The 13,412-nt window shown below is 39.0% G+C and carries 14 protein-coding genes; 9 read left to right on the forward strand and 5 right to left on the reverse strand.

Features of this window, described 5'->3' with window-relative positions; genetic code table 11:
- Positions 1–5: 5 nt before the first annotated feature.
- Positions 6–668 (reverse strand): alpha/beta hydrolase family protein, encoded by a 663-nt coding sequence (locus N8A89_RS00395; protein WP_281540461.1) that lies wholly within the window; start codon positions 666–668, stop codon positions 6–8.
- Positions 669–843: 175 nt separating this feature from the next.
- Between N8A89_RS00395 and N8A89_RS00400 the strand changes: the two genes are divergently transcribed.
- Complete coding sequence (locus tag N8A89_RS00400) at positions 844–1,137, forward strand: GNAT family N-acetyltransferase (protein ID WP_281540462.1); 294 nt, start codon at positions 844–846, stop codon at positions 1,135–1,137.
- Positions 1,138–1,167: 30 nt separating this feature from the next.
- Here N8A89_RS00400 and mtaB read toward each other — a convergent pair whose 3' ends face one another.
- From mtaB to N8A89_RS00415, 3 genes are all read right to left on the reverse strand, one after another.
- The gene (gene mtaB / locus N8A89_RS00405; protein WP_281540463.1) at positions 1,168–2,496 is read right to left on the reverse strand and encodes a tRNA (N(6)-L-threonylcarbamoyladenosine(37)-C(2))-methylthiotransferase MtaB; all 1,329 of its coding nucleotides are present in this window, start codon (positions 2,494–2,496) and stop codon (positions 1,168–1,170) included.
- 13 nt (positions 2,497–2,509) lie between these two features.
- Positions 2,510–3,685: a GlmU family protein gene (locus tag N8A89_RS00410; protein ID WP_281540464.1), complete on the reverse strand. Its 1,176-nt coding sequence runs from the start codon at positions 3,683–3,685 to the stop codon at positions 2,510–2,512.
- Between the two features lie 87 nt (positions 3,686–3,772).
- Positions 3,773–4,087 (reverse strand): type B 50S ribosomal protein L31, encoded by a 315-nt coding sequence (locus N8A89_RS00415; protein WP_281540465.1) that lies wholly within the window; start codon positions 4,085–4,087, stop codon positions 3,773–3,775.
- Positions 4,088–4,269: 182 nt separating this feature from the next.
- On the opposite strand from N8A89_RS00415, the gene N8A89_RS00420 reads away from it, so the two are divergent.
- From N8A89_RS00420 to N8A89_RS00450, 7 genes are all read left to right on the forward strand, one after another.
- Positions 4,270–4,794: a DUF4199 domain-containing protein gene (locus N8A89_RS00420; protein WP_281540466.1), complete on the forward strand. Its 525-nt coding sequence runs from the start codon at positions 4,270–4,272 to the stop codon at positions 4,792–4,794.
- A 35-nt stretch (positions 4,795–4,829) separates the two neighbouring features.
- Complete coding sequence (locus tag N8A89_RS00425; protein ID WP_289644702.1) at positions 4,830–5,792, forward strand: glycosyltransferase family 2 protein; 963 nt, start codon at positions 4,830–4,832, stop codon at positions 5,790–5,792.
- 42 nt (positions 5,793–5,834) lie between these two features.
- Entirely contained in the window at positions 5,835–7,544 is a 1,710-nt protein-coding gene (locus tag N8A89_RS00430; protein WP_289644703.1) for a phospho-sugar mutase, read from the forward strand.
- On the forward strand, positions 7,544–9,370 hold the full coding sequence (locus N8A89_RS00435) for an ABC transporter ATP-binding protein (RefSeq protein WP_289644704.1): 1,827 nt from the start codon (positions 7,544–7,546) through the stop codon (positions 9,368–9,370). Before N8A89_RS00430 ends, N8A89_RS00435 begins: the two co-directional genes overlap by 1 nt.
- Before the next feature lie 102 nt (positions 9,371–9,472).
- Positions 9,473–10,015, forward strand: coding sequence for an RNA polymerase sigma factor (locus tag N8A89_RS00440; RefSeq protein WP_281540467.1), 543 nt, complete (start codon positions 9,473–9,475; stop codon positions 10,013–10,015).
- A gap of 33 nt (positions 10,016–10,048) precedes the next feature.
- Positions 10,049–10,573 carry a hypothetical protein gene (locus N8A89_RS00445; protein WP_281540468.1) on the forward strand — a complete coding sequence of 175 codons (525 nt, stop codon included), beginning with the start codon at positions 10,049–10,051 and terminating at the stop codon, positions 10,571–10,573.
- Positions 10,563–11,012 (forward strand): hypothetical protein, encoded by a 450-nt coding sequence (locus N8A89_RS00450; protein ID WP_281540469.1) that lies wholly within the window; start codon positions 10,563–10,565, stop codon positions 11,010–11,012. Before N8A89_RS00445 ends, N8A89_RS00450 begins: the two co-directional genes overlap by 11 nt.
- 78 nt (positions 11,013–11,090) lie before the next feature.
- On the opposite strand, the gene N8A89_RS00455 is transcribed toward N8A89_RS00450, so the two are convergent.
- Positions 11,091–12,116, reverse strand: coding sequence for a WD40/YVTN/BNR-like repeat-containing protein (locus N8A89_RS00455; RefSeq protein WP_281540470.1), 1,026 nt, complete (start codon positions 12,114–12,116; stop codon positions 11,091–11,093).
- A gap of 74 nt (positions 12,117–12,190) precedes the next feature.
- Here N8A89_RS00455 and N8A89_RS00460 point away from each other — a divergent pair, with 74 nt between their 5' ends.
- Complete coding sequence (locus N8A89_RS00460) at positions 12,191–13,402, forward strand: RsmB/NOP family class I SAM-dependent RNA methyltransferase (protein ID WP_281540471.1); 1,212 nt, start codon at positions 12,191–12,193, stop codon at positions 13,400–13,402.
- Positions 13,403–13,412: the final 10 nt, after the last annotated feature.

Below are 13,412 nucleotides of genomic sequence, written 5' to 3' on the forward strand. Positions count from 1 at the left end.
CAGTCTTATTCCAAAATAATTGCAGGGAGGTGTTCATTAAACCATTTGGCCCTATGAATTATCATTGTATGGGTACCATTCCCAACCTGTAAGCATTCTTTTATGTTGGAGATGGGGAATACGGTATCCTTAACACCATGAATGTGAATTAAGTTTTCAGCATATTCAGTTTGTTCCCAATGCACCATTTGGTGAATACACCAATCTATATAGTATTTATCCCTAACGGATAAGTACTTTTCATATAAGGCCAATCTTTTGGTTACCGTTTCCCCAAAGGCGTATTTTGCCAGTAATTCTACATTATTAATTAACCCCGTGGGCAGTAATTTATGGATATTCGTGTACCGCGCAAAAAGCATTTTTTTTGGTAACTCGGATTTCGTTTTGATGCTGGAAACAATAATAATTTTCCGTACGGGTATTAATTTCGCCATTTCCTGAACCAATACGCCCCCAAAAGAAACCCCGATTAAAACAGGATTACGGTGAACCACCTTTTTACACATTTTTTCGGCATATTGCTTCAAATCATCTAGTTCTCCTGGTAATATCCAGTCAAGCACATGTAGCTCAAAGCGCTCGGAGGGTAAGCTCAGGTACTCAAAAATGGTACTGCTAGCCGCCATACCTGGCATTAAATAGACGTGGATTTTATCATCTTTCATTTATAGGGAAGTGTATAAAAACTAGGAAAATATGTAATTTTTTAGTACTTTTGCTATTCGTCTAGCGAATATTTTGACAAATTATGTCCTTATACTTTTAGGCGGATTATCTATTAATTACGATTTTGGGAACATCGTAATTTTTTTGTCTTAAACCAACACTAAAATCAACTATATGAACGATGTTATTATTAAGGACAATGCTTTCTTGCGTCAATTTGAAACAACTGTGGATGGTCATTTAGCCAAAATCGAGTATTCTTCTCAAGAAAGGAAAGTCTTCTTAACTAAACTTGTAGTACCTGAAGAAATCACCAAGGAAGGTTTTAAAGAGAATTTCATCAAATCCGTTCTTCACCACATTCAGGAAAAAAACTTACGTGTGGTACCAACCAGCCCTCATATTGCAGGGTTTTTGAGAAAGAACAGACAGTACAAGGAAATGTTGCCAGTAGGCATCAGAATCTAAAAGACAAACCTCTCTTCCCGAGAGGTTTTTTTATACTTCTATTTCAGCTTTGCAAAATTCTATTTTAACCAGTCCGTCCTCGGCAATATCCTTTAGCGTTACTCTGTGAACCGTGTTTATTAAAAATGGATTCCACGGGGTTCTTACTTTGATATAGTTTTCCGTAAATCCTTGAATGTAGCCGTTTTTGTTCTCGCTTTCAAAGAGAACTTCCACGTCGTTACCTAATTGACTTTCATAAAATGCCCTTCGTTTTTTAACAGACAAGCCTCTTAACATCCTGCTTCTCTTGTTTCTAATTTTCTTAGGTACTACCCCATCCATTTTTACGGCCTCTGTATTGTCCCGCTCGGAGTAGGTGAACACGTGTAGGTAGGAAATATCCAACTGGTTCAAATAATTATAGGTTTCCAGAAAATGCTCTTCGGTTTCTCCCGGAAAACCCACTATTACATCCACACCGATACAGCAATCTGGTATTGTCTTTTTTATTTTTTCAATACGTTCCGTGTAAAGCCCTGTCAAATAACGTCGTTTCATTAATTTGAGCAACGTGTCACTTCCACTTTGCAAGGGGATATGAAAATGAGGCACGAAAGACTTGCTATGAGCAACAAAATCAATCGTTTCATTCTTTAATAAATTAGGCTCGATGGAGGATATTCTTAGCCGATGGATTCCGTCGACTTCGTCCAAAGCTTTTACCAAATCAAGGAATGTGTGTTCATGCTTTTTATTTCCGAATTCCCCTTTTCCATAATCCCCGATGTTTACCCCGGTCAACACTATTTCTTTAATTCCTTGGGCGGCAATATCCGACGCATTTTTAAGAACATTCTGAAGTTTATCGCTTCGTGATATACCGCGTGCCAGTGGAATGGTACAATAGGTGCACTTGTAGTCACAGCCATCCTGAACCTTTAAAAAGGCCCGTGTTCTATCACCAATAGCATAACTACCTACGTAAAAATCGGCATCCTCAATTTCGCAAGAGTGCACTTCGCCAAAATCGTTTTTGCTCAAGTCGTTGATATAGTCGGTAATCTTGAACTTTTCTGTTGCTCCTAAGACTAAATCTACGCCATCCACAGCGGCCAGTTCTTCAGGTTTTAATTGCGCATAACAGCCAACGGCGGCTATAAAGGCTTCCGAATTAGCTTTTTGGGCCTGTTTAACGATTGTTTTGAATTTCTTATCCGCATTATCCGTTACAGAGCATGTATTGATGACATACATATCGGCCTTTTCGGAAAAATCAACACGGTCAAATCCCTCGTCAACGAAACTTCGTGCGATCGTAGAAGTCTCCGAAAAATTGAGCTTGCAACCGAGCGTATAAAAAGCCACTTTCTTTTTCATCACTTTAAAATCCTTAGTAATTACGCCATTTTTTGGTCAGTTCAAATACATGGTTCAATATATCCGCTTCTGTCTGATTGAACTCCACTCCCCTTCTTGCCATCATTACCTCTGCGGCTTCAAAAGCCTTATTAGGCATGTAAGTAGAAAACCCTGAGGCACCTCCCCAACTAAAACTGGGTACGAAATTTCTGGGAAAACCCGGAACATAAATATTGGAGTTGACCCCAATAACCGTTCCTGTATTGAACATAGTATTGATAGCGGTTTTACTGTGATCACCCATCATTAAACCGCAAAATTGTAATCCCGTATGCTCAAATTTCTCCGTCGCATAATTCCATAATCGCACTTTGGCATAATTGTTCTTTAGATTGGAGTTGTTGGAGTCCGCTCCAATATTACACCACTCTCCCAACACCGCGTTTCCTAAATATCCCTCATGACCCTTACTGGAATAGCCGAAAATAACCGAATTACTTACCTCTCCACATACTTTACTATGTGGGCCGATAGTAGTGGAGCCGTATAATTTACCACCCATCTTTATGATGGCTTTTTCACAAAGGGCCAAACCTCCCCTTATAAGGCTTCCTTCCCAAATTTCAGCGTTTTTTCCTATATAAATAGGTCCGTCCGTGGCGTTGAGTATACTATATTCTACCTTAGCGCCTTCTTCTAAGAATATACGCTCAGGACAGATTAAATTGTTCGTTTTGGAAATGGGTTGACTTTTCCTTCCTTCAGTAATAAAATCAAAATCGGCCTGTAAGACTTCCTCATTCTTAGAAAAGATATCCCAAGTATGAGCAATCCTAATAATCTTTCCCTCAAATATAATTGAATTCATGGACACTAAATCAACATCCTCAACTACTGAACTACTTCTATAAGCAATGATGGTATCTTCTTGAGCCAACGCTTGCCCAAAATCCAATTCTTTAATTTTGGCAACTACCTTTTTTGTAGGCAAAAAGGAGCTATCTATAAAGATATTGTCCTGAGTAAGTGTAAGGGAATACTTTTTACTTAAATACTCCTCCGTATGGAAAGTACATCCTCTTTTCAAGTACGCTTCCCATTTCTCCCTTATCGTCATGATACCAACCCGTATCTCCGCTACGGGCCTTGTAAAGGTAAATGGCAGCAAATTATTGCGCATTGGTCCATCAAAAAGAATATAGTTCATGAAGATATTTTTTTGCGAAATTAACAAAAAACGCCTCCGATACTAAGTATCAGAGGCGTATGGTATTTATTATCTGCTAAATGCAGTCTATTCTTTCTCCTCGCTGGCCTTAGCCTCATCCTTAGATGCCTCTTCTGCAACAGGAGCAGGTTTTTTCTTGAACTTGTCGTATTTGTTCTTGAACTTATCGATACGTCCTGCAGTATCCAAAAATTTAGCTTTCCCGGTATAAAAGGGATGAGAGGTTCTTGAAATCTCCAATTTCACAAGTGGGTATTCAACACCATCTACTTCCAATGTCTCCTTTGTATCGGCAGTGGATTTCGTTAAAAAAACCTCCTCATTGGACATGTCCTTAAAGGCAACTAATCTATAATTTTCTGGGTGTATTCCTTTTTTCATTGTACTGGACTTTAATGCGCCCATTCCAACGGGCACTCTTTTTCAGGCTGCAAATTTAGTTAAATAATGGAAATTGACAATTTAAATGGGTAAAAAACGTCATAAAATTATTGTAGCTTTAATTGTAACAAAATTACTCAAAGGAATACCAATTATCAGTAATCAACCTTAAAACTATAAAGATGGAAGAAAATCAACCTAAAACAGGTAAGTACGCCCTTAATTACGGATTATTATTGGGTGGAGTAAGTATAATTTTTGCCTTTATGCTTTACACTGCGGATATGCACTACCAAGGTGGTATAGCTGTTATGTTAATCAGTATCGCTCTTAGTTTGGCGGCACTTCTTTTTGCCATGATTCAATTCCGGAAGGCCAATAACGGATTTATGTCCTTTGGACAGGGCTTAAAAATCGGAGTTGGCGTTTGCCTTATTGGAGGCATCATCGGAATAATCTTCAATCAAATCATGGTCAATGTTATAGATCCGGAAATGATGAACAAAGCCATGGAGTTTCAACGTAATCAGCTTATGGAAACAACTAAAATGACAACCGAACAAATAGATGCTCAAATGGAAATGGGAAAGAAATTTTCCACACCATCCATGCAAGTAATCTTTGGATTAGTTTTTAGTCTCGTTCTCGGCTTTATTCTGTCTTTAATTCCGGCATTAGTACTCAAAAAACAAGAAAATCTAGACTAAGTTTGTATTTTTGAAAGGAATTCCTGAAGCAACCAATGCAGCTATCCATTGTAATTCCTTTACTTAACGAAGAAGAATCGCTCAAAGAGCTTCATGATTGGATTGTATCCGTGATGCAATACAATCGTTTTTCATATGAACTCCTATTTATAGATGATGGTAGTACGGACGGTTCATGGGATGTTATTACTGAGCTTTCCAGATTAAATTCTAATGTTAAGGGTATCCGCTTTCCAAGAAATTTTGGTAAGTCACAAGCCTTACATGCCGGGTTTAAAACAGCGCAAGGTGAAGTTGTCATTACCATGGACGCAGATTTGCAGGATAATCCTGAAGAGATACCGGAACTTTATGACCTCATTAAAAACGAGGGGTATAGTCTAGTTTCTGGGTGGAAAAAGAAAAGGTACGATTCGGTACTCTCCAAGAATATGCCTTCTAAATTATTCAATTGGGCGGCAAGAAGAACATCTGGCGTACAATTACACGACTTCAACTGTGGACTGAAAGCTTTTGATAAAGAGGTAGTAAAAAATATTGAAGTTTCGGGAGAAATGCATCGCTATATTCCCGTTCTTGCAAAAAATGCGGGGTTTATAAATATTGGGGAAAAGGTGGTTCAACACCAAGCCCGAAAATACGGCAAAACTAAATTTGGTATGGAAAGATTCATAAATGGATTCTTGGACCTATTAACGATTTGGTTCGTTTCCAAATTTGGCAAACGTCCAATGCATCTCTTTGGCGCTTGGGGCGTTTTGATGTTTATCATAGGTTTTGGATTTGCTTTGTATTTGGGTATAGACAAACTTTTTATAAATCCTTTCGGGAGATTAATTACAGATAGGCCGCAATTCTACATTGCATTGGTGGCCATGGTCATTGGAACACAGTTGTTTCTGGCAGGATTCCTTGGGGAGATGTTGACACGATCCAGAAAAAATGAACCACGCTATAAAATATCGGAAGAAATAAATATGAAAGCTGAACAAAATTAATATTCTTCGTAAATTTAATAGCTACATAAAACCGAACACTAAATGAACAATATTCTTGATACCGCCAAAAGTTGGCTGACGGATTTTTTTGACCCTGCCGTAAAAAAAGAAATTCAACATCTTATAGATAATGATACGGAAGAACTTAAGGACCGTTTCTATAAGAACATGGAATTTGGTACGGGAGGAATGCGGGGGGTTATGGGTGCAGGAACTAACCGAATTAATAAATATACACTAGGAAAAAGTACACAAGGTCTCAGCAATTACCTGAACAAGGTATATGGCGATGAAGAGGTTAAGGTAGTAATCGCCTATGATTGCCGCCATAATAGCGATACGCTTGCACGAACAGTTGCAGAGGTATTCTCTGCCAACGGAATTAAAGTTTTTTTATTCTCGGAATTACGCACTACACCAGAGTTATCTTTTGCCGTTCGCCATTTAAACTGTCATGCAGGAATTGTGCTTACCGCATCGCATAATCCACCGGAATACAACGGTTACAAAGTGTATTGGGGCGATGGAGGACAAATAGTACCCCCTCAGGATGGAGAAATCATAGCGGAGATTAATTCACTTCCCTATGAATCCATTAAGTTCGATGCTAATGAAAGTTTAGTCGAAATGATAGATGAAGAGGTCGATGAGGCCTTTTTTGAAGCTTCTGTAACTAATGGGAATTTTAATGCCGATGGAAAAGATGATTTCAAAATTGTTTTCACCTCTTTGCACGGCACATCAATTACGGCTATTCCAGAAGTTTTGAAGCGGGCCGGTTATAAAAATGTAACGGTTATTGCGGAACAAGCAAAACCGGATGGTGATTTTCCAACGGTAAAATCTCCTAATCCAGAAGAGCCTGAAGCTTTATCAATGGCCGTTAAGAAGGCCGAGGAAATTGGTGCCGACATGGTTGTGGGTACCGATCCAGATAGTGACCGTTTAGGAATTGCCGTGCGAAATTTGGATGGTAAAATGGAAATCGTGAACGGAAACCAGGCCATGGTTCTAATGACAAAATTCCTCCTAGAACAACAAAAGAAGAAAGGTTTTAAGGGAAATGAATTTATAGCCACGACCATAGTTTCTACTCCAATGATGGAAGCAATGGCCAAAGCATATGGTGTGGAATTCAAAACAGCACTGACCGGTTTTAAATGGATCGGGAAAATGATAAAAGACTTCCCCGACTCTAAATTCATCGGTGGTGGTGAGGAAAGTTTTGGTTATATGGTCGGTGACTTTGTACGTGACAAGGATGCGGTCACCTCTACCCTATTGGCATGTGAAATCGCGGCACAGGCAAAAGCAAATGGCAGTTCTTTTTACAAAGATTTAATTGACTGTTATGTAGATTACGGTTTCTATAAAGAGCATCTAGTATCCATTACCAAAAAAGGGATTAGTGGCGCAGAGGAAATCAAACAGATGTTGAAAGATTTCAAGGATAATCCGGTAAAGTCCGTTGCCGGTTCCAAAGTAAAATGGATAGAGGACTACAACACCTCTACTGCAAAAAATGTTCTAACCGGTGAAGAAAAAACTATTGATATTCCCAAATCCAATGTACTCATTTATGAAACCGAGGACGGAACACGTATTGCCGCAAGACCAAGCGGAACTGAGCCTAAGGTAAAGTTTTATATTAGCACGAATACAAAATTGGACAAGGCGGAAAATTATAAAGCGGTCGCCGCTAGCCTAGATGCAAAAATTCAAAGCATTTTAAGCGAGCTTAAATTGACTTAATGGATTATTTCAAGAAAATTCTTCGCTTTGCGAAACCTTATAGCAAATACGGCTATTTAAATATTTTCTTCAACATACTTTACGCGTTGTTTAGTGCCCTCTCCTTTGCGGCTTTAATCCCCATGTTGGATGTGCTTTTTACCCCTAATAAAAAAGTTACCGAGAAACCGGTCTATACTGAAATAGGTCACCTGAAAGATTATTTACAGGACTTGATCAACTACGAGGTTACCGCATATTCCGGTAACGATGAAATGAAAGGTCTAATTTTAGTAATAGGTCTTGTGCTTGTTCTTTTTCTGTTAAAGAACTTTTTTAACTATCTGGCCATGTATTTCATTACTTTTCTAAGAAACGGGGTTCTGAAGGATATCAGAAATGGTATGTACCAGAAAATTACTGAATTACCCATTTCCTATTATTCAGAGAAGAGAAAAGGAGATGTTATTGCCAGGATTACCTCTGATGTATTAGAAATACAACATTCTTTCTTATCTATTTTGGAATTGATAATCCGAGAACCCCTGACTATCGTTTTTACCATACTGATAATGTTCGGTATAAGTGGGAAATTGACGCTCTTTGTATTCATTTTTATACCTATTGCAGGCATGATTATATCTCGAATAGGGAAATCACTAAAAAAGAAATCGGATAGGGTTCAAAAGGAGCAAGGAGAATTCTTATCCATTATTGAGGAAACTCTGGGAGGTCTTCGCGTAATTAAAGCTTTTAATGCTGAATCACGGTTTTATAACACTTTCGCTAATTCTACCAAGCGCTTTTTCGACTTTAGCAATACTTTGTTGAACCGACAAAATTTAGCTTCACCTACCGGTGAATTTCTTGGTATTCTAGTAATTGGGGTGCTACTTTGGTATGGAGGAAAAATGGTATTGGTCGACGAAACGTTGGACGCATCCTCGTTTATAGCTTATATGGGGCTCGCTTACAACATTCTTACACCGGCAAAGGCTATCAGCAAAGCCTCCTATGGCGTAAAAAAAGGAAATGCAGCGGCAGAAAGGGTATTGGAAATATTAGAAACTAAAAATCCAATTTCAGAAATTGAAAATGCGGTCGTTAAGTCTAGATTTGATGCTGAAATCTCGTTGCAAAACGTTTCTTTCAAATATGAGGACGAGTATGTATTGCGGAACTTTGACCTTTCCGTACCAAAAGGTAGTACCGTCGCCTTAGTAGGTCAGTCGGGAAGTGGTAAAAGTACCATCGCCAATTTAGTAACGCGCTTTTACGATGTAAACGAGGGAGAAATTACCATAGACGGCACCAACATCAAACACCTGACCAAAAAATCCTTGCGAGGATTAATGGGGCTTGTGACACAGGATTCCATTCTATTCAATGATACGGTCAAAAATAATATTGGTCTTGGTAAGGAAAACGCATCAGATGATGAAATTATCGAGGCTGCCAAAATTGCCAATGCCCATGATTTTATAATTGATTTACCTAATGGGTACAATACAAACATTGGTGACAGTGGGAATAAGTTAAGTGGTGGTCAAAAACAACGACTATCCATAGCAAGAGCCGTTCTGAAAAACCCACCTATCATGATTTTGGACGAAGCTACTTCTGCTTTGGACACGGAAAGTGAACGATTGGTACAAGACGCTTTGGAAAAAATGATGAGGAACAGAACCTCTATTGTCATCGCCCATCGTCTGTCTACCATTCAGAATGCCGATAAAATCGTAGTTTTGCAAAAGGGTAAAATTGTGGAACAAGGTTCTCATACGGAGTTACTTGCGAAAAATGGCACGTATAAAAAATTAGTGGAGATGCAATCCTTGGCTCCCTAGCTAAAATTAGGCAATTATTCTGTCTTATAATCTCGAATTTTCCCTAAGCCTTAAACCTTTTCCTATTTTTATAGTCCAAAAGTAGAACCAAAACCGATAAGGTTGATTGCGGAAGAATCACTAATTCAAGAATTAAAAGCTAAGGAAACTCAATCCCATGCTTTTGAAGTGCTGGTAAGCACTTATAAAGAGCGACTCTATTGGCATATCCGCAGGATTGTGTTGAACCATTATGATGCTGACGATGTCCTACAAAACACGTTTATTAAAGTGTATCGCAATATTGACGGTTTTAAAGGAGATAGCAAACTCTTTTCCTGGATGTACCGTATCGCTACCAACGAATCCCTGAGTTTTTTGAAACTAAAATCAAAAAAATTAGGCTTGGGTGATGCAGAATATCAGGAACGGGCACTTCAGAATTTGGAGGCAGATGTTTACTTTGAAGGGGATGAAATTCAATTGAAACTCCAAAAAGCCATAGCCACACTACCCGAGAAACAAAAATTGGTGTTCAATATGAGGTACTTTGAAGAATTGAAATATGAGGAAATCTCAACTATTCTAGATACTTCAGTAGGTGGTTTGAAAGCATCGTATCACTTAGCGGCGAAGAAAGTAGAGGAACATTTAAAAGCCGATTAAACTATTAAAGGAATTGATAGTCAAATAAATAGGATGAAAAAGAAAGATAACAAAAACCCATTTAAAACTCCAGAGGGCTATTTCGATAGTTTTCAGGATAAATTATTGGAACGGCTATCTGATGAAGCACCTAGCCACCTTGATTCTATCAATGGAAAAGATGATGGTTTTAGGGTTCCCAACAGTTATTTTGATGGCTTGAATGACAGGATAAAAGAAAGGTTGCATGATGATGTCAAAGTCATCCCATTGCGTCCATATAGAAATTATTATTTAGCGGCAGCTTCCATAGCAGCGGTAACTTTGTTGTTGTTCGGAATATTCTGGAATTCCTCCGAAGAAATCAGTTTTACCGATTTGGCAAATTCCGATATTGAAGCTTATTTTGAAAACAATGATTTTGAATTGAGTTCTTATGAAATTGCCGAAGAAATCCCGGTAGATGGTCTTGAATTGAGAGATTTTTTAGACACTCAATTCAATGATGAACACATAGTAAACTACATAGATGAAAATACAGATAATTTTGATGAACTAAATTTAGAGGATGATGAATAAATTGATACTTATTGCCTTTTTATGCTGTATGACTCTGTCATTTGGGCAGCGTACAGAAAATAGGGAGAAAATAAAATCCTTAAAAGTGGCCTTTATAACGGACCGTTTGGAATTGAGTGCAAAAGAAGCACAGCAATTTTGGCCGGTTTACAACGACTATGAGGATAAACGAGAAGCTCTGCGACAAAAAGAGCGTACCCAAATTAAAAGTAAAATACGGGATGCAGCCGCTTTGACCGAAAAGGAGGCCGAGGAACTACTCAAACAATTTTTAAGTTTTGAAGAGGAAGAAGAGGAATTAGATCGGTCTTTTCTTAAGGAAATTAGCAAAGTGATTACCGCAAAAAAGACATTGTTGCTGTTACGCTCGGAGGAGGAATTTAAAAGACAGCTTATTAAACAGTACCGTCACAACAAAGGCGGTGGCGGTTACCGATGATTATTTTAGAAAACCGTTTCAGTTAAAATAGACTAAAGTGTTCAAACCCCAACGGTTCTTAAATCATTGGGGTCTTTTTTATCTAAATGTCAGCTTGGAAATGCGATTTTTACCCGCAGCGTAGGCAACGGAATCATTTTTAAAGCGAAGCGTGTAAAAAGGCTCATCCGAAAGTTTTATCCAAGAGTTACCCCTATCGCTTGAATATGAAATTCCCCTAAACCCTATAGCCACTATTTCCTTCCCATCAGAATTGGGGACAAATTGAACACAGCTTTTGTATCCTGGATCTTTTCCTTCGGCAATCAAACTCCATGTTTTACCTCCGTCTTCGGTAATAGCCTTATTTCCAATGTTATTTTCGGGGTTTGTATAATCCCCTCCTATGGCCACCCCAAGATTTTGGTCATAAAAATCAATCGAATAGATTCCCGTGGTGGGCTCAGTCGTTTTAATAGGTGTTTGGTAACTTTCCCAGCTTCGTCCTTTGTCACTAGAATATAAAACTCGCTTTGTGGTAGCTATCCAAGTGGCTTCACCAAAGACTTCGATATTGGTATTACTGGCCGCAAAGGCACCTTCGCCCTCAATACCTTCCGGCAGGTCAGAACAGGATAGCTTTTCCCAATTGTTTCCTCCATCTCTAGTAATGATGATACTTAGGCAACCGTTCATCGTATCTCCAACGGCTATACCTTCTTTATCGTTCCAAAAGATCATAGCATCATAAAATACATTTTCATCTTCTTCCATATATACGAGTTCCATACGTCCATTATCCCCGGTTTTATATAGTAACGCAGGATTTGCGACCGAAAGCATAAAAAAGTCAATCGATGTATGCGCCACCGCTCGGAATTCTGGAATAGTCGTATGGTACTTTTCAACGTTCGCCCTTACTTTACCATTGGATAAATCCACTGTTCCAAATGCACCGTTACTTCCAGCGAAAGCCAGACTATTTCCCATGACTTCAATAGCACGGATACTTAACGAGTCTTGATATAAATTTTCAATTGAAACGGATGTAAAAAGCTTCTTCCTTTCAGTATCTGAACAGGAAACGAGACCGCTGAAAATCAATACAATCGTTATATATCGCATAGGTATAAAGTTTCTCAAAAATAAAGGGAATCGCTACTAAAACAATACCTTTGCACCCTTAAATTTTTTTAGAGATGAAACTACACCGGAACTTAGTATTTGCCGTAATCGATGCCTTGAACTTAATTTTCAATGAGGGAGAATATGCGGATAAGGTGGTCCAAAAAGTACTGAAGTTCGATAAAAGATGGGGAGCCCGCGACCGTGGATTCATTGCGGAGACCACCTACGAAATGGTGCGTTACAAAAGACTGTATGCTGAAATTGCTGAAGTAAAGGCACCGTTTAGCAGGCCCGACCTGTTTCGTATGTGGGCGGTATGGGCGGTTTTAAAGGGAATATCATTACCGGACTGGAAACAGCTAGAACCTACACCAGAACGTCGTATAAAAGGAAAGTTTGACGAACTCTCTAAAATCAGGAAGTACCGTGAAGCGGTTCCCAACTGGATAGACGAACTATGTGAAAAATCTTTAGGCGAAAAATTATGGACCAAGGAAATTGCCAAACTCAATGAACCTGCAGAGGTTATTCTGAGGACCAATACGCTAAAAATCACTAAAGAGGAGTTGCGAAAAGCTTTATTGGACGAAGGTATTGTTACGAACCCTATTAAAGGATATCCCCTGGCGTTGCGATTGCCTGAGCGTGCCAATGTTTTTGTTACCCAAAGCTTTAAAAATGGATTTTTTGAAGTGCAGGACGCATCCTCCCAACTCGTTGCGGAAATGCTGGATGTAAAACCTGGTCAACGCGTGGTGGATACCTGTGCGGGCGCGGGAGGAAAGTCACTTCACCTAGCTGCATTAATGGAAAACAAGGGTCAGTTGATTGCCATGGACATTTATTCTAGCAAACTCAAAGAGCTGAAACGGCGCGCGAGAAGAAACGGTGCGCATAACATTGAACCTCGGGAAATAGAATCCACTAAAGTGATTAAGAAACTGTATGGCAGCGCGGACAGGGTATTGATAGATGCGCCATGCACTGGACTAGGCGTAATTAGAAGAAACCCGGATACCAAATGGAAGTTGCAACCCGATTTTCTTGAAAGGATTACAAAAACACAACAAGAAATCCTCCGCAGCTACAGTAAAATACTGAAACCGGGCGGTAAAATGGTTTACGCTACCTGTTCCATACTTCCTCAAGAGAATCTAGACCAGGTCAAATCTTTTTTATCAAGTGATGAGGGTTCCGATTTCTCAATAATCAGCGATAAAAAAATCTATGCCTCCAAAAGTGGTTTTGACGGATTTTACATGGCACTACTAGAAAAGAAATAGGTATTCTTAT

This window comes from Maribacter aestuarii, assembly GCF_027474845.2.
Classification (GTDB): Bacteria; Bacteroidota; Bacteroidia; order Flavobacteriales; family Flavobacteriaceae; genus Maribacter; species Maribacter aestuarii.